Origin of the sequence: Christiangramia portivictoriae DSM 23547 (genome assembly GCF_000423045.1) — a bacterium.
GTDB lineage: Bacteria > Bacteroidota > Bacteroidia > Flavobacteriales > Flavobacteriaceae > Christiangramia > Christiangramia portivictoriae.
In genome coordinates this window covers 265,655-285,224 of the sequence record NZ_AUHF01000007.1, presented here as the reverse complement: position 1 = coordinate 285,224, position 19,570 = coordinate 265,655, and the positions used below count along the sequence as shown (strand labels likewise).

Here is a 19,570-nt window from a genome sequence, read left to right as displayed (position 1 = left end):
GCAAGCTTTACGCCAATTCTTCTTTTCGTTCTCTAAAATCCAAAGGCTCAAGTACTTTTAAAGCTTTATCGATGGAATTTATCCTGTCAAAAGTAAGTAAGAGGCGCAATCCGTTTCGGGTTTGTTTCTCCTTCATGGTGCAGTTTTGCTTATGTGTTTGCACGTATTGCAATACCTTCGTAAAATTCGCTGTTTGATAGAATCTTGAGTTTTGATCTGCGATAAAGTAGCCCACCATTTTATTCTTTTTCAGCACCACTCTTTCCAGACCGATCTTGGCAGCGATCCATTTGATTCGAACCGAATTTAAAAGATCGACCGCCTGGGTAGGCAATTCACCAAACCGATCTTCCAGTTCTGCTTCAAATTTCTGCAGGCCTTCTTCCGTAGAAAGTTCGTTTAACTTGGTATATAAATTCAGTCTTTCCGCGATATTATTAATATAATCATCTGGGAATAATAACTCGAAATCGGTGTCTATCTGCGTGTCCTTGACAAAATCCTTGAGCTCCACGTCTTCTGTTTCAGCATAAAGATCACGGAATTCATTTTCTTTAAGTTCTTCAATCGCTTCATTCAGGATCTTTTGATAGGTGTCGAATCCAATGTCGTTGATAAAACCACTTTGGTCTCCTCCAAGAAGGTCTCCGGCACCACGGATTTCAAGATCTTTCATGGCAATATTAAATCCACTTCCCAATTCTGAAAATTGCTCCAATGCAGTAATTCTTTTACGCGCATCTTCGGTCATTGCTGAATATGGCGGAGTGATGAAGTAACAAAATGCCTTTTTGTTGGATCTTCCAACTCGACCACGCATCTGGTGGAGATCTGAAAGTCCGAAGTTATTCGCATTATTAATAAATATGGTATTTGCTTCAGAAACATCGAGTCCGCTTTCCACGATGGTTGTAGATACCAGTACATCAAATTCACCATTAATAAAGCTTAGCATCAGTTTTTCCAGCTTTTTACCTTCCATCTGGCCATGACCAACTCCAATTTTCGCATCGGGAACGAGTCGCTGGATCATACCGGCAACTTCTTTGATATTTTCTACCCGGTTATGAATAAAGAAAACCTGTCCGCCACGCTGAATCTCATAGGATACGGCATCACGAATTATTTCTTCTGAAAATCGGATGATATTCGTTTCTATAGGATAACGGTTTGGCGGTGGAGTCGTGATCGTAGATAGATCTCGCGCTGCCATCAAACTAAATTGTAATGTTCTTGGAATTGGCGTCGCCGTAAGGGTAAGGGTATCTACATTTTCACGAATTGTTTTTAATTTATCTTTTACCGCAACCCCGAATTTCTGTTCTTCATCAACGATCAATAAACCAAGATCTTTAAATTTTACTGCTTTACTAACCAGTTGGTGTGTTCCAATAATGATATCTACCTTACCTTCGGCAAGATCAGCGAGAGTTTCCTTACGCTCTTTGGCAGTTCTAAAACGGTTTAGATAATCTATTCTCACCGGAAAATCCTTCAGTCTTTCTGAAAAGGTCTGGTGATGCTGAAAAGCAAGTATGGTGGTTGGAACAAGTACTGCGACCTGCTTGTTGTTATCAACAGCTTTAAAAGCTGCACGAATGGCAATTTCAGTCTTTCCGAAGCCAACATCCCCGCATACTAGCCTGTCCATAGGACGTTCACTTTCCATATCCTCCTTCACCGCAGCGGTTGCCGAACTTTGATCTGGCGTGTCTTCATACATAAACGAAGCTTCCAGTTCATGCTGAAGATAGGAGTCAGGATCATATTTAAACCCTTTTTCAAGTCTTCTCTTCGCGTAGAGTTTGATTAAATCGTAAGCAATGTGCTTGACCCGGGCTTTGGTTTTCTTCTTCAGATTTTTCCAGGCGTTGCTTCCCAGTTTGTAGATCTTGGGCGGCTTCCCGTCTTTACCATTAAATTTAGAGATCTTATGCAAAGAATGAATACTCAAATAGAGAATATCGCGCTCCCCGTATATTAATTTGATCGCTTCCTGCTTTTTCCCTTCCACATCGATCTTCTGGAGCCCGCCAAACTTCCCAATCCCGTGGTCAATATGCGTTACATAATCCCCAACTTCAAGATTGGTAAGCTCCTTCAGCGTGATCGCCTGTTTTTTCGCGTATCCGTTCTTCAGATTAAATTTATGGTAACGTTCAAAGATCTGGTGATCTGTGTAGCAAACCATTTTAGAATCATCATCGATAAAACCCTGGAACATTGAAAAAACAGGAGTCTGATAATCTACTTTTTGATCCTGGTCCTCCAGAATATCCTTGAATCTTCGCGCTTGCTGATCGCTAACGCAGCAAATGAAATTCTTATAACCGGCTTCCTGGTTTTCTACCAGATTCTCAATAAGCAGGTCGAATTGTTTGTTAAAGGAAGGTTGCGGTTTTGTGTGATACTGGATTTCAGTTTTAGGCTGGAGAAATGCCGTGTTACTAAGTTCTATCGCTGTAAATTCCAGCAATTGTTTTTTGATGAGTTCGCCATTAGCAAACAATTCTGAGGGCTCACTGTGTTGTACATCTTCTGAAAGTTTCTCAAATGCTTCCTTCGCTTTACTGAAAAGCTTGTCTGCCTGAGCAGAAAGTAAATCCAGGTTTTTAATAAATACCGCGGTATTCGGGGAAATATATTTCAGAAAACTTTCACGAACCTCGTTGAGATGTTTGTTCTCAACATTTGGCATGACTGAAATCTTTTTCTTTTTGTCGGTGGAAAGCTGAGTTTCCACATCGAAAGTTCGAATACTGTCTACTTCATCGCCAAAAAATTCAATTCTATAAGGTTCATCATGACTAAAACTGAAGACATCTATAATTCCACCTCGAACCGAAAACTCTCCTGGTTCAGTTACAAAATCCACTCGCTTGAACTGGTATTCGAATAATACTTCGTTGACAAAATCGATAGAAAGCTCATCGCCTACAGCAATTTTCAGGGTGCTACGATCAAGTTCTTTCCGTGTCACGACCTTTTCAAAGAGCGCATCTGGATAGGTAACAATGATCGCAGGTTTCTTACGTGAGTTAATGCGGTTGAGCACTTCAGCACGTAATAAGACGTTGGCATTGTCTGTTTCCTCAATCTGGTAAGGTCTTCGGTAAGAACCCGGGTAGAAAAGAACATTCTTTTCACCTACAAGCTGTTCAAGATCATTGAGGTAATAGGCTGCTTCTTCCTTGTCATTGAAAATTAGTAAAAACGGTCTTTCAATTTTATTGAAAGCTTCCGCAGTCACAAAAGAAAGGGCAGAACCAACAAGGCCTTTGAGGTGAATGTTGGAAGTTTTATTTTCAGAATAGGCAAGAGCATTTTGCAATTCCCGTTGTTGGGGGGATTGTGCAAAATTCTGGGCGATAAGTTTTGTACTCATTGCCGCAAATATAATTTCAAGAGTGCTGCCTTACAACCAGATGACTCATTTTTAACGATTAAATAGCATACGTTGGATTTTACCAAATTCATAACACAAGAACCGCAGAGCTTTCTATAACTTCCCCTGAAAATTAGACATGCATCATAAGAAGCTGGCGTACTATCTTGCCAGGATCACTCTTGGAGTCAATTTTGGAATTCATGGATTGGTTCGGCTGCCAAAGCTGGAAGGTTTTGCTCAGGGCATCTTAAAAGGTTTTGAAGGCAGCATGCTGCCAGAGTTTTTAGTAATCCCTTTCGCTTATGCAATTCCTATTGTTGAATTAATCTTGGGCATTATGTTGTTGCTTGGACTTTATACTCAAAAAGCGCTGACAGCTTCCGCGCTATTAATGATCGTCTTAATAGCCGGCAGTGCATTTAAGGAAGATTGGGGTGCAGTCAGCACCCAGATGGTATATGCTCTGTATATATTTTTCCTGATCTATTTTCAGGAAAATGACAAGTGGAGCTTAATAGCCAGTAAGAAAATCAATTAAAGAATTAGAAGTAGAGAAATATCATTATGGGAATCGAGAAATTTGATGTATTTGTTATTGGAACCGGAACTGCCGGGAAAAGTGTCGCCAAGGAATGTGTGCAGGCTGGTTTGAAAGTGGCTATTGCCGATAATCGTGAATTTGGTGGTACCTGCGCCAATAGAGGCTGCGATCCCAAAAAAGTTCTTGTAGGGCTTACAGAAATTCTTAACCGTGCTCAAAAAATGGTTGGAAACGGGATTGTAGAAATGCCGGAAATCAGCTGGAAAGATTTACAGCATTTCAAGAAGAAGTTCGTGGATGCCGTGCCGGCAGCTACCGAAAAGGACCTGGAGAAATTGGGAATCAAAATGTATCACCAATCTCCAAAGTTTCTGGATGAGTCTACAATTTCCGTAGAAGGCAAAACTGTGAAGTTCGATAAACTCGTTATTGCAACAGGAATGAAACCTTTGGAATTACCAATCCCAGGTCGGGATCTCGCTATTAACAGTGATGACTTCCTGGAGTTAGACGAATTGCCAGAGAGTATGATTTTTATAGGAGCCGGTTATATAGGAATGGAATTCGCTCATATCGCCGCACGTTGTGGAGTTGACGTGACTATTGTTGATGGGGAAGAAGCTCCATTGAGCAACTTTGATCAGGATATGGTAAAATATCTAAAGGAATGCTCTGAAAGTCTGGGAATCAAATTCGTGATGAATGCCAGGGTAGAAGAAATTGAAAAACTCCAGAAGAATTATCGCGTCACTGCAGACCAAAAAGGTAAAAAAATAGAACTAAAGGCGAGGTGTGTTGTAAATGCTGCCGGTCGTGTTCCTTCCATAGATGAACTCGAACTGGAAAAAGGAAATGTAGAATTCTCGAAAAAAGGAGTTCTGGTGAATAAAAACCTTCAGAGTATATCCAATCCTAATGTCTATGCCTGTGGAGATGTTTCTGCCAGTGAAGGTTTACCGTTAACACCGCTTGCTTCCCAAGAAGCACGGGTAGTAACGGCCAATATCATGGATCTGGACAGACCTCATGAATATGATTATCCGCCTCAACCTTCCGTTGTATTTACACTTCCTAATTTGGCTTCCGTAGGATTAAATGAAAAGCAAGCACGAGAAAAAGGTTATGATTTTAGGGTAGAGGCAAAGAATGCTCCAGAATGGTTCAATGCCAAAAGGATCAATGATGATGTTTATGCGTACAAAACCCTCGTGGATAATAAGACAGGACTGGTGCTTGGTGCTCACCTGGTAAGTAACGAAGCTAGTGAAACCATTAATATGTTCGTGATGGCGATGTGCGGTAAACTGGATTGTTCTACTTTGAAAGGAATGATCTTTACGTATCCAAGTTGGTCCAGCGATATCAAATCGATGATCTAGGCGTTATCTCCTTTCATCAATTTATATAAAGGCTGCTGCTTTCTATTTATAAAGCCGTGGTAGGAAATGTTCAGAAATATAAGAACTGCACCTGCTGCAGCGGAATATGCGATGATATCATAGGCTCCAATTTGCTTTACATAGATGGCGATAAGTGCCCAGACTCCAACTGCCGCAAACTCGCGCATATTCCTGCGGTAAATCATCATAATATTTAAAATCACCGTTGCCAGAATCATAACCAGGGTCCACTGCACTTCGGATAAAAATGCCCCTTCCCAGCCAGTTTCTTTTAACCAGGCCGCGGTATTGGCAATCGCTGCAACTGCGATCCAACCGGAATACAGGCAAATAGGCCACCAGTAAAATGCGATGATTTTAAAAGGTGGATCGGTAAGTTCCATTTCAGTATTGATGATGATCTTACATAATTTCGCAAGGATCAGAAACATGATCACTACTGAAAATCCTGGAAAATCATACAGCCAGGCTATACTCCATAAACAGGTACCAATATTTGCCAGAACAAACCAGAATTTCGAATTTTTGATAAATTCCGTGTGTTTGCCATTACCAAAGGCCTGGACAAGCATATAACCACTAAAAACAACCAGCGATAGGAAAATTAATCCCCAAATCGAAAAAGCGTAGCCGGCAGGTGTAAATAAATTGGAATACTGTTCACTAATTTCTCCAATCGTCCTGCCGTTGATATTTCCTGTTTGTGTGTAATAAGTAAAGGCGATGGTGATAATTACAGAAATAAAATTGGCTACAGCTAGTTTCTTGATCATAATAATGGGGGCGTTATTGAATTGGAATCACTTCTTTGCCAGTAATGGCGAATATACGATCTCCATCCTCAGGTTCCATAAAATAGTTCCCGGTAAATTCACCAAAGGCCGGAAGTATCATTTGGTTAGCGCTTTTGTAGAAACATGGAAGTTTAAGCATTTGTCTCCCAAATCCAAACAATTTATAACCGGGATGAATATGACCGCAAATATTAAAGAAACCTGCGTGTTCTTCAGGGTGATGCGTGAGTATGAATTTATCGATACGTAATTCCTGGTAAATCTGTATTCCCAGTTCCTGGTACCGCAGGGGAGATATAATATCGTGGTTCCCGGCAACAAGATGTACCTGATTATCTATGGAAAATATCCATTCTGAAAAGATCTGCCATTCCATATTGAGAGAAGAATGGAACAGGTCTCCCAGGAAAATAATATGTTCCGGATCAAAGTCTTTCCGAATTCGGTCCAGCCTGTCAAAGTTTTCTACGATCGCCTGGTAAGGCACTGCGCTTCCATGTTTTCTGAAGTGAGTCACTTTTCCAAGATGTACATCTGCGACCAGTAGTATTTCCTGTTCTGGCCAGTAAATCACGCCGAGTGGATGCAAAACAAAGTCCTGGGTAAGGATTCGAATATTTATATTCATGCTAAAGTGAACATAAGATTTCGGCTGCTTTCTCCAGTGTTTCATTGGTCTTTGCAAAACAAAAGCGAAGCTGCGAGTGATCTTTCTCGTTAATATTGAATACTGAAACCGGGATCGCGGCAAGTTGATGCTCTTTTACCAGTCTCTCAGCGAAATCGGTATCTTTTTCTGTGGTTATTTCTGAAAAATCCAGTAATTGATAATAAGTGCCTTTCGATGGTTTGCTACTAAATCTTGAACCGGAAATCAGCTTCAAAAAAGTATCTCTTTTTTCCTGATAGAATGCTGCCAGTTGCAGGTAATGTTCAGGTTGCTTCAGATATTCTGCATAAGCCCTTTGCATAGGATGATTTGCAGAAAATGTAGTGAGTTCGTGAATTTTCCTTATCTCTTTCATCAATTCTGCTGGTGCTACACAGTACCCGGTTTTCCAGCCGGTGTTGTGGAAAGTCTTTCCAAAGGAGCCGCAGATGATACTTCTTTTTGCAAGTCCTGGAAACCTGGAAGCACTTTGGTGGATTGTTCCATCAAAAATCAAGTGCTGGTACACTTCATCACTTAGTAATATGATATTCGTGTCCTTCAGAAGACCTTGCAATTTGAGCATATCTTCTTCTGAAAGTACCGTGCCAGTTGGATTATGTGGAGTATTGATGATAATCATTCTGGTACGGTTCGTAATGGCACTGGCCACTTCTTCCCAGTCGACCTGATAATCGTTACCCTTTAGTTGCACTAGTACTGGTGTACCTCCTGCCAGTTTAATGGATGGCTCGTAGGAATCGTAAGCCGGCTTCAGTACAATAACTTCGTCATTCTTCTGTACGAAAGCGGTAATGCTGTTATATAAGGCTTCCGTAGCTCCTGAAGTGATCGTGATTTCAGTTTCCGGTTTGTAATACCTTCCGTAGAGATTATTGAATTTTTGAGAAATTAACTCGCGCAGCTCCATGATCCCGGCATCAGGTGGATATTGATTATAACCATCATTCATAGCCTTTGTCACTAAATCCTTAAGCTTTTGATCTGTTTCAAAATTCGGGAACCCCTGGGAAAGATTAATGGCATCATGTTCCATGGCCATCCTGCTCATCACAGAAAATATGCTTGCTTTAGTTCCCGGTAGTTTTGATTCCAGCTTCATATCGAGTATTTCAATTACTGATTTTAATGTATAAAAAATCCCGGACTAAACTAGCCCGGGATCTGTGTTTATCTTGATGCAATGGTTTATTTCACCGATGCTTTCAGGTAATCTCTGTTCATTCTTGCGATGTTTTCAAGAGAAATTCCTTTTGGACATTCAATTTCACAGGCCCCTGTGTTCGTACAGTTACCAAAACCTTCTTTATCCATTTGCTCAACCATGGCCAGTACTCGACGGTCTGCTTCAACCTCACCCTGAGGTAATAATGAAAACTGACTCACTTTGGCTGAGGTGAACAACATCGCGCTCGCATTTTTACATGCAGCAACACAGGCACCACAACCAATACAGGTAGCAGCATAGAAAGACATGTCTGCACTTTCTTTGTCTACCGGGATAGAGTTCGCATCCTGCGTATTTCCTGAAGTATTTACAGAAATATATCCACCAGCCTGCTGAATTCTATCAAATGAGGTACGGTCTACCACTAAATCTTTAATTACAGGAAAAGCTTTTGCTCTAAATGGTTCGATCACGATCGTGTCCCCATCCTTAAATTTTCTCATATGCAACTGGCAGGTGGTCACTCCACGGTCTGGACCGTGCGGCTCTCCATTGATCTGCAGGTTACATGAACCACAAATACCTTCACGACAGTCATGATCAAAAGCTACAGGTTCTTCACCTTTAGCGATCAACTGTTCATTCAGCACGTCCATCATTTCCAGGAAAGACATATCCGTAGAAATGTCGGAAACCTGGTAAGTGGTCATTTTTCCTTTTGCTTCGGCGTTTTTTTGACGCCATATTTTTAATGTAAGGTTCATACTTTTAGTATTGAATAATTAGAAATGAGATTGTTCGAAAAGAATCCCAGATCTCAAATCTATTTATAACTCCTTGTTTTTACTTCGATATCCTCGTAATCAAGTTCTTCCTTATGAAGTATGGCATCGGCCGGTTTCCCGGTATATTCCCACGCCGCTACGTACATAAAGTTCTCGTCATCTCTAAGCGCTTCTCCTTCTTCAGTCTGGTGTTCTTCCCTAAAGTGACCACCACAGCTCTCTTCTCTGTGTAGCGCATCTTTTGCGAAAAGTTCTCCAAGTTCAAGGAAATCTGCCACACGCCCTGCTTTTTCAAGTTCAGCATTCATTTCGTTTGCAGTTCCAGGAACTCTAACATCTTTCCAGAACTCTTCTCTTAAAGCCTGGATTTCAGAGATCGCTTCTTTTAAACCAGTAGCGTTTCTGGCCATCCCTACTTTGTTCCACATGATCTTCCCAAGAATCTTATGGAAATGATCCACAGATTTTGTTCCCTTGGTATTGATCAGTTTTTCCAGTTGTGCTCTCACTTCATTTTCCGCCGCTTCAAACTCAGGAGTATCAGTTGGGATCTTTCCGGTTCTAATATCTTCTGAAAGCGCGTGGCCAATAGTATAAGGCAGCACAAAATATCCATCTGCAAGACCTTGCATCAATGCAGAAGCTCCAAGCCTATTTGCTCCGTGATCTGAGAAGTTAGCCTCACCAATTGCGAAACAACCAGGAATAGTAGTTTGTAAATTATAATCAACCCAGACACCACCCATGGTATAGTGTACCGCCGGGTAGATCATCATTGGCGTTTCGTATGGATTTTGATCAACGATCTTTTCATACATCTGGAAAAGGTTACCGTATTTGGCTTCTACAACTTCCTTTCCTAGTTTCTTAATATCTGCGTCTGAAGGATTATCCAGTTTTCTGGTAGTAGCAGCTTCCTTACCATATCTCATGATAGCCGAGCTAAAGTCCAGGTATACCGCTTCTCCGGTTTTATTTACTCCAAAACCTGCATCACAACGTTCTTTAGCTGCTCTGGATGCAACATCACGCGGCACCAGGTTACCAAAAGCAGGATATCTTCTTTCTAAGTAGTAATCTCTTTCTTCTTCTGAAAGTTCTGTCGGTTTTTTCTTTCCGGCACGAATCGCTTCAGCATCTTCTTTTTTCTTCGGAACCCAGATCCTACCATCATTCCGAAGTGATTCAGACATCAGGGTCAGTTTTGACTGATGATCTCCTGAAACCGGGATACATGTTGGGTGAATTTGAGTGAAGCAAGGATTTGCGAAATACGCTCCTTTTTTATGAATTTTCCAGCTTGCCGTCACGTTGCTTCCCATCGCATTGGTAGACAGGAAAAATACATTTCCATATCCTCCCGAAGCGATTACCACAGCGTGTGCTGAATGTCTTTCCAGTTTTCCTGTAACTAGGTCCCTTGCGATGATTCCGCGAGCTTTCCCATTCACCTTTACCACATCAAGCATTTCATGCCTGTTGAAGGTCTGGATCTTTCCACGGTTGATCTGGCGGTTCATTGCAGAATAGGCTCCCAGCAGTAATTGCTGTCCTGTTTGCCCTTTTGCGTAAAAAGTTCTTGATACAAGTACTCCACCAAAAGATCTGTTATCCAACAATCCACCATATTCACGGGCGAAAGGTACTCCCTGCGCCACACACTGGTCGATAATGTTCCCAGATACTTCAGCCAGACGATAAACGTTGGATTCTCTGGAACGATAATCTCCACCTTTAATAGTATCGTAGAACAGACGGTAAACCGAGTCACCATCTCCCTGGTAGTTTTTCGCTGCGTTGATACCTCCCTGAGCTGCGATCGAGTGAGCTCTACGTGGAGAATCCTGGTAGCAGAATGTTTTTACATTATATCCAAGTTCTGCAAGCGTTGCCGCTGCGCTTCCCCCGGCAAGTCCTGTACCTACTACGATCACGTCTATATTACGCTTGTTCGCAGGATTTACCAGATTGATATCGTTTTTATGATTAACCCACTTTTCTGCCAATGGGCCTTTAGGTGCATTTGATTCAAATATTCCCATAGCTTAAATTTTTTCTAGTACAAAATGAATATAAAAAGGAATAACAGCGAATGCGAGTGGTACTAAAACCGCAAAGGCATAACCTGTTTTTCTGATAAATCCATTGTACTTAGGATGATTAACACCAAGTGATTGAAATCCACTTGCAAACCCGTGAGACAGGTGAAAACCTATCGCCAGCATTGCTACTCCGTAAGCGATCGCCCATAGAAGACCGTATTGCGCGTCCTGAAAGGTTTTGATCGTAAGGGTATAAAGATCCTTTACTTCTTCGCCGTTTGCCGTGGTGTATAAAGTATCATCAAGACCTCCAAACTTCATTTCTGCCCAGAACATGCTCATGTGGATAACAATAAAAGCGAGGATCACAGTTCCTAAAATCCCCATGTTTCTTGAAGACCATTTACTGTTCGTAGATGGTTTGAAGTTAACGTATCCCTGTGGTCTTGCCTTGCGATTGTGGATTGTTAATAGTAATCCATCGATTGCGTGAAAAATGATACTAATGTACGTGACGTAGGATAACACTTTAACCGCAGGATTGGTGGTCATGAATAACGCGTATTCGTTGAACTGGTCTTTTGCCATTTCACTAACGGGTAGTAAAAGTTGCAGATTTCCAAATAAGTGACCTACTAAAAACAGGCACAGAAAAAGGCCGGTGAAAGCCATCCAGTATTTTTTTGCCAGTGATGACTTTAAAAGCGCAGATTTCGCCATAAATGTTTAGAATTATTTTTTTATATAAGTGCAACAAAAATACGCTTCATTCTAATTTTTAACAAGCTTTACAAAGCTTTTTCCAGTCTATTTAGACTTAATTTAAAGTACTTTATAATTTGTTGAATCTTTGAATTACAGCGGCTTTTGGAAATTGAATTTCAACGATTGTTAAATTGAAACCGTGGATGATACTTAGTGTTTTAGCAAAAGCTTAACTGAAGCTCCATATCAAAATTTTGTAATTTCACTTTTCACTAAAAAATTTATGAAAAAAAGAACCGAGGAATTGATCCGGAAATTGTCTGAAACTTTTGAGGGAGACCCATGGTTCGGGCAGTCCCTTATGAGAAAACTGGAAAATGTACCCTACATCATCGGTTATAAAACCTGTGTTCCAGATTCACATAGCGTTGCAGAAATTGTCGCTCATCTTATTTGCTGGAAAAAATTCGTTCACGAAAAATTACAGAACAATGATGATTTTGATATCACAATAGATTCTGAAATGGACTGGCCGGAAATCAAGATCCACAACAAAGAAGAGTGGGAGGAACTCAAGAGAAACCTGGTGGCAGCGCAATGCAGGATTTACGAAGCCTTGCGGGAAAAGCCAGATGATTCCTATCTCTCAGTGATGGTTAGCGGTCGGGAATATGATATGGAGCATCTTATTCTGGGAATCCTTCAACATGATATTTATCACCTGGGACAGATCGGTCTAATAGAAAGTCAGTTAAATAGAACTGAACCGGATACTGGTGTATTTAAAGCATAGAGCATGGACTTTATAGATTATTACAAATTGCTGGAACTGGAAAGATCGGCTTCTCAGGCAGATATCAAAAAGGCTTATCGCAAGCTCGCCAGGAAGTACCATCCAGATCTAAACCCGGATGATAAAGAAGCCCAGATAAAATTCCAGCAGATCAACGAAGCTCACGAGGTATTGAGTGATCCAGAAAAGCGTAAGAAATACGATGAATACGGGAAAGACTGGAAACATGCCGATCAATTCGAGGAAGCCAGACGACAACAGCAGGCAGCTGGTGGATTTGGAGGTGGCTTTGGTGGAGGTTTTCAGGGCGGTGGCCAGCAGTCATATTCAGGAAATTTTGAAGACGATACATTTTCAGACTTTTTTGAGCAGATGTTTGGAGGAAGAGCCCGGGCGCAGGGAGCCAATAGAGGCGCACATTTTAAAGGTCAGGATTTTAATGCAGAGCTGCAGTTGCGGTTAAGTGAGATCTACAAAGATCAAAAGCAAACGCTTACTGTAAATGGCAAATCCATAAGGCTAACCATCCCTGCAGGTGTTGAAAACGGCCAGACAATTAAAATAAAGGGTCATGGAGGCCCGGGAGTACAGGGTGGTCCAAAAGGTGACCTGTTTATCACGTTTCAGGTTTTAAATGATACCAACTTCCGCAGAGAAAAAGAGCATCTTTATGCTACAGAAAGGATCGCGCTAACCACGGCAATTCTTGGAGGAGAGATCACTGTAAAAACCTTTGATGGCGAAGTGAAATTGAAAGTTAAACCTGCAACCGAAAACGGGAGTAAGGTGAAATTGAAAGGGAAAGGTTTTCCAAAGTATAAGCAGAAAGATCAATATGGCGATCTCTATATCACTTACCAGGTGGACATTCCGAAGAACTTAACAGAGGAACAGAAGGAGCTGTTCCAGAAACTTAAAAATACGGGCTTATGAAAGAGGAAGATTTAATCCCGGCAGAGGAAATTTGTGTACGTTACCAGGTGGAACGGCAATTTGTCACATCACTAAAGGATAGCGGAATCATTGAGATCGTAACGGTACAGGAAACTGAATATATTCATTGTGATCATCTTGCCCGCTTTGAAAAAATGCGCCGGCTGCATAAGGAGCTTGAAATTAATGTGCAGGGACTTGAAGCGATTAGTCATCTCCTGGGTAAGGTAGAGCGATTACAATCTGAAAATATCATGCTAAAAAACAGATTAGGTCTCTACGAATAATCTAGAATTCCATACGATAAAGCATAAGGTCTGCCGGATCACGCGGAATCTGGATATTCCTGATGTGGCTAAAGCCTAATTTCTGCAGTAATTTTTGAGATCCAAAATTATCCTTTCTAGTAATTGCCTGAAGCGCCTGCAAATTAAAAACGTTATTAGTAGCATCGACCAAAGCGGCAGCAGCTTCACAAGCATAGCCTTTTCCTTCGTACTCCGGAAGAAAAGCGAAACCCAGATCAATTTCATCCAGTCCTTCCCGATCATACAGGCCACAGGCTCCAAGCCTCGCATGATCAACTTTTCGTATCACGCAATAATTGGAAAAGCCCAGTCGATGTAACTGAGACAACATTTTATCTTTTATATATAATCGCGCATCCTCAGTATTTTGAAGATTGCGATCACCTATAAACTGAAGGCATTTGGGAGAATTATAAAGCTCGAGAATAAAGGCATCATCATCCAGAGACATAGGTCTCAACAATAATCGATCGGACTCAAAACTTCGAAATTCTCCCAATTAGCCAGGTTATTATTTTACTTCAAAAGTAGATTCGGTAGTAGCCCTATTCAGGTCAAGCACCATTTTATAGGTGCCTTTCGGAATATAGAATTTCTCATCCTGAGCTTTCGAAATACTGATTTTATCAGCCTTCTCTAATTTTTTCGCAGCATCTTCGGTAATACTAAGATCGTAAGTTCCGGTGTTAAAACCCTGGTCTGCCTTCACATTCATTGTTTGCAGGGAAGTTCCATCCTCTGCCAGGATCTTCAGGGTGCCATTCCCTTTCTTCGAAGTATAATAGGTGAACCCAAGTTCTGGAGTGTAAGGATCCGTCCATTTATTATAGGAATTCCCCCATCTGTTACTAAATCTGATTTCCTTTTCCGAAGAAACCGTTAGTGCACTTTTGATATCGTCCATGTTCATGGCGGCAATGGCAGAAATATCTGCGATATAAAGCGAGCGTCCATGAGTTCCCACTACCAGATCCTGTTCTTCTTCCTGAACTCTAAGATCGTGAACTGCTACATTTGGAAAATTGGTGCTGAATGCCTGCCAGCTATCACCGCGATCCAGGCTTACATACAGCCCATTATCGGTTCCTAAATAAAGCACATTTTCATTTGTGGGCTCTTCTCGAATTACATTTACAGATGAGGTTGGCAGGTTCGCGCTGATGTCTTTCCAGTTTTCTCCGGAATCTTCAGACACATATACATAAGGCTTGAAATCATCAAACCTGTAACCATTTAAACTGGCGTAAACGCGATCCTTAGAATGTTCAGAAGCGATCACACGCGAAACCCAGAGGTCCTGCGGAAGATTAGCGCTTAATAATTTCCAGTCTGCCCCGGCATTGTCACTTCCGTAGATATATCCGTCATCACTTCCAGTATAAAGTTTTCCGAATTGAAATGGAGACTCAGCAATGGTGGCCAGCGTTCCATAAGGAACATTCCCTTCTTTGCCACCACCGGTAAGATCTTTGGAAATACTGGTCCAGGTTTCTCCCTGATCCATACTGCGCATCAGTTTATTTCCACCCATATATAAAATGTCCTGGTTATGAGAAGATAAAAGAATAGGCGTTTGCCAGTTGTAACGATAAGGACTTTCGCCCAATTCGTGTTTAGGATGTATGTATAGACGTTCGCCAGTTTCCCTGTTTATTCTGAAATAATTTCCAAACTGAAACCCGGTATATACAATATCTGCATTCCTGGAATCGATCTCCACCTGCATTCCATCACCGCCCATGATACTTTTGTAGTTGTAATCTCCGGAAGCGGCCCAGCCATTGCCTTCAGTATTCGTGTGTGGTCCTACCCAAACGCCGTTATCCTGAAGACCGCCATAGACATTATAAGGTTTTTCATTGTCTACATTGACCGTATAGAATTGTCCAACTGAAGGGGAGTTGTTCTTCACCCAGTTTTCACCGTCATCATAGGAAATATTGATTCCGCCGTCATTTCCATCAATAAGATGTCCGCTTTTTTCCGGATTGATCCATAAAGCGTGATGATCTGCATGCACATTCTGAGCATCGATGGAGGTAAAGGTTTTCCCGCCATCCTTGGATTTTAAAATTGGCACTCCATATATATAGATCGCATTTTCATCCTGAGGATCTACGTGTACCATCCCGAAATAATAACCATAACTATAATAAAGGTCATCCAGGTAGTCTTCATGAGTTCTTTTCCAGGTTTTCCCGGCATCGGTACTTTTATAAACTTCAGCTCCAATCACCGGAGTATCAAAAAGCTGGGTGTTGGCATCTTCGAGATACGTGGCCAGATCCTGAGGTCTTGCCTCATCTTTCCGGATCAATTCCTTCACTTTCTCTGCGGAATATTTCTTCTGAAAATCATTGGATCGCAGGTATGTTTCCAGCTCCTTATCGTCAAGCTTTAGAAAAGCAGATTTTTTCATGTTTCTGAAATCATCTTTCTGGAGTCCGTTTTTTTCTGAAGATTTTTTGCCTTCAGACTTTCTTCGATCCTGGTTATCCACGATGGCGTAGATCGTATTGGAGTCGTAGACAGATAGTCCAATTCTTCCTACTCCTTCGCCCGTTGGGAACCCGGAAGCTTCCGTAGAAATTTTTGTCCAGCTATCCCCGGCATCGGTGCTTTTATAAATTCCGCTGTTCTTCCCGCTTTCTCTAAAATCCCAAGCTTTACGATCCTTGTCCCAGGCCGCCGCGTACATTTCATTATAGTTTTCAGGATTTACCGCTACATCGATGATCCCGGTTTGCTCATTGATAAAAAGGTTTTTGTTCCAGTTTTTACCACCATCTTTGGTTTTGTAAATTCCTCTTTCCTGGTTGCTGGAATATAAATGACCGGTGACGCCCACTACCACCTCATCGGGATTTTCAGGATTGATGAGAATCCGGCTGATATGGTGAGAATCTGGAAGTCCCATGAATTCCCAGGTTTTTCCCTGGTCTGCCGACTTCAGTAAACCTATCCCGGCATAGGAAGAACGAGAGGCATTCACTTCCCCGGTTCCAACCCAGATAGTTCCAGAATTCCAGTCAACAGCGATATCACCAATATTCTGCGAAGGGCTGTTGTCCATTACCGGCGTAAACGAGATCCCGTTGTTATTGGTGTACCAAAGACCGCCGGTTGCGTAAGCCGCATAAAACTCGGTTGGATCTTTAGGATTTACCGCGAAATCGGTGATACGGCCACTCATCACGCTAGGCCCAATGTTTTGCAGCGGAATGTTCTTAACAATAGATTGCTGGTTAAGTTCCTGCTTTTGTTCGAAGCCTTCCTGTAAAGCTTCTCCGCTTGTGGCAGTTTGTTGTGCAATAATAGGAGAGATCCCTATTAAAAAAGCACCAAGAAAATGGTAAGTTTTTTTCATAATTGATATTGTAGTGCTTAAAAATAGCAAAACCCGCGCATACCTAAAATTTTAAACGGCTTTAATGGCTTTTGGAGTCAAATCTCTTAATTTTGAAGAAATTGAAAAATACTTTTTATGAAATATGATCGAATAGATTCGAAACTCTTTATAAAAAACCGTAAGAACTTTATGGACAAAATGAAGTCTAAAAGTCTGGCGGTTTTCAACTCAAATGATATTTACCCGATTGGCGCAGATAGCACGATGCCTTTTCAGCAGAACAGAGATATATTTTACCTGAGTGGAGTAGACCAGGACGAAAGTATTCTGGTGTTGTTTCCGGATGCTCCGGAAGAAAAGCACAGGGAGATCCTTTTTCTTACTGAAACCAATGAGCATATTGCAGTTTGGGAAGGCGCGAAGCTTACGAAAGAAGATGCGTTTGATGTTAGCGGTATTCGTACCGTTTACTGGATGAAGGACTTTGAAAAAGTTTTTTTTGAAGTAATGACCCAGTGTGATACCGTATATTTAAATACGAACGAGCATTATCGAGCCAATCACGATACTCAAACCAGGGACGATCGTTTTATCAAATGGTGTAAGGATAAATACCCTGCGCACCAGGTGGCAAAAGCAAACCCTATTCTGCAAAGACTACGCTCGGTAAAGGATCCAATTGAGCTGGAGCTTATGCAGAAAGCCTGTAATATTACAGAAAAGGCTTTCCGTAGAACTTTAGGTTTTGTAAAGCCGGGAGTTTGGGAATACGAGATCGAAGCGGAGTATTATCATGAAATGATCCGCAACAGGTCCAAAGGTTTTGCTTACACGCCAATAATTGCGAGCGGGAACAATGCCAACGTATTGCATTATGTGGAGAATAACCAGCAGTGTAAAGCCGGGGATTTGATTTTGCTTGACACAGGGGCTGAATATGCGAATTATTCCAGTGATCTTAGTAGAACCATTCCGGTTTCAGGTCGATATTCAGATCGCCAGAAAGAGGTTTACAATGCGGTGAATAAGGTGAAAAAGGAAGCGACAAAAATGCTTGTTCCGGGAACCATGTGGAAGGAATATCACATGGAGGTTGGTAAGATGATGACTTCTGAATTATTAGGTTTAGGCTTACTGGATAAAGCAGATGTTCAGAATGAAGATCCAGACTGGCCGGCGTATAAGAAATATTTTATGCATGGAACTTCGCACCACATTGGGCTGGATACTCATGACTACGGAATATTAACCGAGCCTATGCAGGCAAATCAGGTATTCACTGTAGAGCCAGGAATCTACCTGCCAGATGAAGGCTTCGGAATACGTCTGGAAGATGATGTGGTAATTCAGGAAAAAGGAGAACCTTTCAATTTGATGAGGAATATTCCGATCGAAATCGAAGAAATAGAAGATATTATGAATTCATAAAAGGGATTTAAAAACTAATGTTTAGAAATACCGTGAATTCCAGGTTTAATTCTGGGGCTCACGGTATTTTAATTTTAAGCGCATGATGAATTTAAAATATAAAAACAACGAGATATTTTATACAATATCGGGAACTGGCAATAAGAAAATTCCCTTAGTCTTACTCCATGGATTTTTAGAGGATTCGACGATCTGGGATGATATTATAAATAGCCTGGGAAAGGAACGGCAAATAATTTGCATAGACTTACCCGGTCATGGCAGATCCAAAGATTTTTCAGGATCGCATAGCATGCAGGAAATGGCCAATATTGTAGCTGTTGTTCTTAAAAATACTGGTTTACAGCAGGTTAGTCTGGCAGGTCACAGTATGGGTGGATATGTTGGTTTGGAATTTCTCGATAATTTTCCTATGATGTTAAAGGATATCATGTTGATTAATTCTACACCTGCTGAAGATACTGTAGAACGAAAAAAGATTCGGGACAGGTCTATACATATCGTGGAGACCAACAAGGATGCTTTTGTAAGTATGGCAATTTCCAATTTATTTTCTGCCGAAAGTCGGGAAATTTTTAAGGATGAAATCGATCGCTTAAAACAGAACGCATTACTGTTGAATATTGAAAATATACAGCAGACTTTGCGAGCTTTGAGAGACCGAAAAGATCATACCGATACCTTAAAAAAATATGCAGGTAGAAAAATGATCATTGCGGGCAAAGAGGATACTTTAATTGATATTGCTGATATTCAGAAGCTGGCAGGGACAACGAATTCAGATTTGGTAGTGCTGGAAAAAGGTCATAATTCCTGGATGGAGGTGTCAGAATATTTACACAAAAACATGCTATTGATCGATTAATTTAACCTTTTTATCGAAAAATTAACTTTTTTTTATACTTTAGAGTCTTAGAAATCAGAAATTTATAAACCTATGAATACAAAACACATTCGCTCGTTCTCCATTACAAAGGTGCAATGCAACTTGTTTGGTCATAAATTAAAAGTTTCTAAAAACATCACGAACCATGTGCATGAATACCAATGCTGTAGATGCGGCATGGAAATGACCGACACGGCAGACGGCCTACTTGCAAGGCTTACTCCAAAATTCAAAGAAACCAACGCCTACCTGGCTAAAATTCATCAGAAAAGACAGCAGGCATTTTACGCTGAAGCTTCTTAACGCATTCAATTCTAAACTTTGATCCTTCTAATTTGAATTTTTTATCTAACTGAATACATATTCCAGGCTGAATCAAG

General features: G+C 41.1%; 17 protein-coding genes. 8 read left to right on the top strand and 9 right to left on the bottom strand.

From position 1 onward, the window contains the following. Positions 1-7: 7 nt before the first annotated feature. Positions 8-3,385: a transcription-repair coupling factor gene (gene mfd / locus G529_RS0106375; protein ID WP_026914752.1), complete on the bottom strand. Its 3,378-nt coding sequence runs from the start codon at positions 3,383-3,385 to the stop codon at positions 8-10. 139 nt (positions 3,386-3,524) lie between these two features. Here mfd and G529_RS0106370 point away from each other — a divergent pair, with 139 nt between their 5' ends. Both G529_RS0106370 and G529_RS0106365 read left to right on the top strand, forming a co-directional pair. Continuing rightward, on the top strand, positions 3,525-3,926 hold the full coding sequence (locus G529_RS0106370) for a DoxX family membrane protein (protein ID WP_026914751.1): 402 nt from the start codon (positions 3,525-3,527) through the stop codon (positions 3,924-3,926). A gap of 26 nt (positions 3,927-3,952) precedes the next feature. Beyond that, positions 3,953-5,308 (top strand): dihydrolipoyl dehydrogenase family protein, encoded by a 1,356-nt coding sequence (locus tag G529_RS0106365; RefSeq protein WP_026914750.1) that lies wholly within the window; start codon positions 3,953-3,955, stop codon positions 5,306-5,308. Here the strand turns inward: G529_RS0106365 and G529_RS0106360 are convergent. The 6 genes from G529_RS0106360 to G529_RS0106335 form a co-directional block, all read right to left on the bottom strand. Further along, entirely contained in the window at positions 5,305-6,102 is a 798-nt protein-coding gene (locus tag G529_RS0106360) for a hypothetical protein (protein WP_026914749.1), read from the bottom strand. The genes G529_RS0106365 and G529_RS0106360 overlap by 4 nt on opposite strands. A gap of 13 nt (positions 6,103-6,115) precedes the next feature. Continuing rightward, positions 6,116-6,796 (bottom strand): ligase-associated DNA damage response endonuclease PdeM, encoded by a 681-nt coding sequence (pdeM, locus tag G529_RS0106355; protein ID WP_340139879.1) that lies wholly within the window; start codon positions 6,794-6,796, stop codon positions 6,116-6,118. Beyond that, entirely contained in the window at positions 6,753-7,895 is a 1,143-nt protein-coding gene (locus tag G529_RS0106350; protein WP_026914747.1) for a methionine aminotransferase, read from the bottom strand. The genes pdeM and G529_RS0106350 overlap by 44 nt, the downstream gene beginning before the upstream one ends. A gap of 86 nt (positions 7,896-7,981) precedes the next feature. Then, positions 7,982-8,725 (bottom strand): succinate dehydrogenase/fumarate reductase iron-sulfur subunit, encoded by a 744-nt coding sequence (locus G529_RS0106345; protein WP_026914746.1) that lies wholly within the window; start codon positions 8,723-8,725, stop codon positions 7,982-7,984. A gap of 59 nt (positions 8,726-8,784) precedes the next feature. After that, complete coding sequence (locus tag G529_RS0106340) at positions 8,785-10,788, bottom strand: fumarate reductase/succinate dehydrogenase flavoprotein subunit (RefSeq protein WP_026914745.1); 2,004 nt, start codon at positions 10,786-10,788, stop codon at positions 8,785-8,787. A gap of 3 nt (positions 10,789-10,791) precedes the next feature. Further along, a complete protein-coding gene (locus tag G529_RS0106335; protein WP_026914744.1) occupies positions 10,792-11,508 on the bottom strand; it encodes a succinate dehydrogenase cytochrome b subunit in 717 nt (238 codons plus the stop codon). 268 nt (positions 11,509-11,776) lie between these two features. Between G529_RS0106335 and G529_RS0106330 the strand changes: the two genes are divergently transcribed. Genes G529_RS0106330 through G529_RS0106320 form a run of 3 tightly spaced genes read left to right on the top strand, consistent with a single transcriptional unit; the run spans position 11,777 to position 13,506 of the window. After that, on the top strand, positions 11,777-12,286 hold the full coding sequence (locus tag G529_RS0106330; RefSeq protein WP_026914743.1) for a DinB family protein: 510 nt from the start codon (positions 11,777-11,779) through the stop codon (positions 12,284-12,286). A 3-nt stretch (positions 12,287-12,289) separates the two neighbouring features. After that, positions 12,290-13,219 (top strand): DnaJ C-terminal domain-containing protein, encoded by a 930-nt coding sequence (locus G529_RS0106325; protein ID WP_026914742.1) that lies wholly within the window; start codon positions 12,290-12,292, stop codon positions 13,217-13,219. Further along, complete coding sequence (locus G529_RS0106320; protein WP_026914741.1) at positions 13,216-13,506, top strand: chaperone modulator CbpM; 291 nt, start codon at positions 13,216-13,218, stop codon at positions 13,504-13,506. The genes G529_RS0106325 and G529_RS0106320 overlap by 4 nt, the downstream gene beginning before the upstream one ends. Position 13,507: 1 nt before the next feature. Here G529_RS0106320 and G529_RS0106315 read toward each other — a convergent pair whose 3' ends face one another. Together G529_RS0106315 and G529_RS0106310 are read right to left on the bottom strand one after the other, a co-directional pair. Beyond that, on the bottom strand, positions 13,508-14,026 hold the full coding sequence (locus G529_RS0106315; protein WP_026914740.1) for a GNAT family N-acetyltransferase: 519 nt from the start codon (positions 14,024-14,026) through the stop codon (positions 13,508-13,510). A gap of 12 nt (positions 14,027-14,038) precedes the next feature. Next, the gene (locus G529_RS0106310; protein WP_026914739.1) at positions 14,039-16,894 is read right to left on the bottom strand and encodes a VPS10 domain-containing protein; all 2,856 of its coding nucleotides are present in this window, start codon (positions 16,892-16,894) and stop codon (positions 14,039-14,041) included. A 117-nt stretch (positions 16,895-17,011) separates the two neighbouring features. On the opposite strand from G529_RS0106310, the gene G529_RS0106305 reads away from it, so the two are divergent. From G529_RS0106305 to G529_RS0106295, 3 genes are all read left to right on the top strand, one after another. Beyond that, complete coding sequence (locus G529_RS0106305; protein WP_026914738.1) at positions 17,012-18,304, top strand: aminopeptidase P family protein; 1,293 nt, start codon at positions 17,012-17,014, stop codon at positions 18,302-18,304. 82 nt (positions 18,305-18,386) lie between these two features. Next, positions 18,387-19,169: an alpha/beta fold hydrolase gene (locus G529_RS0106300; protein ID WP_026914737.1), complete on the top strand. Its 783-nt coding sequence runs from the start codon at positions 18,387-18,389 to the stop codon at positions 19,167-19,169. 72 nt (positions 19,170-19,241) lie between these two features. Further along, on the top strand, positions 19,242-19,493 hold the full coding sequence (locus G529_RS0106295; RefSeq protein ID WP_026914736.1) for a DUF1660 family phage protein: 252 nt from the start codon (positions 19,242-19,244) through the stop codon (positions 19,491-19,493). Positions 19,494-19,570: the final 77 nt, after the last annotated feature.

What these genes read in the sequence shown, in the direction of transcription:
- G529_RS0106335 (WP_026914744.1), bottom strand. Translation starts at nt 11,508, where the DNA reads ATGGCGAAATCTGCGCTTTTAAAGTCATCACTGGCAAAAAAATACTGG.
- G529_RS0106360 (WP_026914749.1), bottom strand. Translation starts at nt 6,102, where the DNA reads ATGATCAAGAAACTAGCTGTAGCCAATTTTATTTCTGTAATTATCACC.
- G529_RS0106305 (WP_026914738.1), top strand. Translation starts at nt 17,012, where the DNA reads ATGAAATATGATCGAATAGATTCGAAACTCTTTATAAAAAACCGTAAG.
- pdeM (WP_340139879.1), bottom strand. Translation starts at nt 6,796, where the DNA reads ATGAAACACTGGAGAAAGCAGCCGAAATCTTATGTTCACTTTAGCATG.
- G529_RS0106320 (WP_026914741.1), top strand. Translation starts at nt 13,216, where the DNA reads ATGAAAGAGGAAGATTTAATCCCGGCAGAGGAAATTTGTGTACGTTAC.
- mfd (WP_026914752.1), bottom strand. Translation starts at nt 3,385, where the DNA reads ATGAGTACAAAACTTATCGCCCAGAATTTTGCACAATCCCCCCAACAA.
- G529_RS0106295 (WP_026914736.1), top strand. Translation starts at nt 19,242, where the DNA reads ATGAATACAAAACACATTCGCTCGTTCTCCATTACAAAGGTGCAATGC.
- G529_RS0106370 (WP_026914751.1), top strand. Translation starts at nt 3,525, where the DNA reads ATGCATCATAAGAAGCTGGCGTACTATCTTGCCAGGATCACTCTTGGA.
- G529_RS0106350 (WP_026914747.1), bottom strand. Translation starts at nt 7,895, where the DNA reads ATGAAGCTGGAATCAAAACTACCGGGAACTAAAGCAAGCATATTTTCT.
- G529_RS0106330 (WP_026914743.1), top strand. Translation starts at nt 11,777, where the DNA reads ATGAAAAAAAGAACCGAGGAATTGATCCGGAAATTGTCTGAAACTTTT.
- G529_RS0106300 (WP_026914737.1), top strand. Translation starts at nt 18,387, where the DNA reads ATGATGAATTTAAAATATAAAAACAACGAGATATTTTATACAATATCG.
- G529_RS0106310 (WP_026914739.1), bottom strand. Translation starts at nt 16,894, where the DNA reads ATGAAAAAAACTTACCATTTTCTTGGTGCTTTTTTAATAGGGATCTCT.
- G529_RS0106340 (WP_026914745.1), bottom strand. Translation starts at nt 10,788, where the DNA reads ATGGGAATATTTGAATCAAATGCACCTAAAGGCCCATTGGCAGAAAAG.
- G529_RS0106365 (WP_026914750.1), top strand. Translation starts at nt 3,953, where the DNA reads ATGGGAATCGAGAAATTTGATGTATTTGTTATTGGAACCGGAACTGCC.
- G529_RS0106325 (WP_026914742.1), top strand. Translation starts at nt 12,290, where the DNA reads ATGGACTTTATAGATTATTACAAATTGCTGGAACTGGAAAGATCGGCT.
- G529_RS0106345 (WP_026914746.1), bottom strand. Translation starts at nt 8,725, where the DNA reads ATGAACCTTACATTAAAAATATGGCGTCAAAAAAACGCCGAAGCAAAA.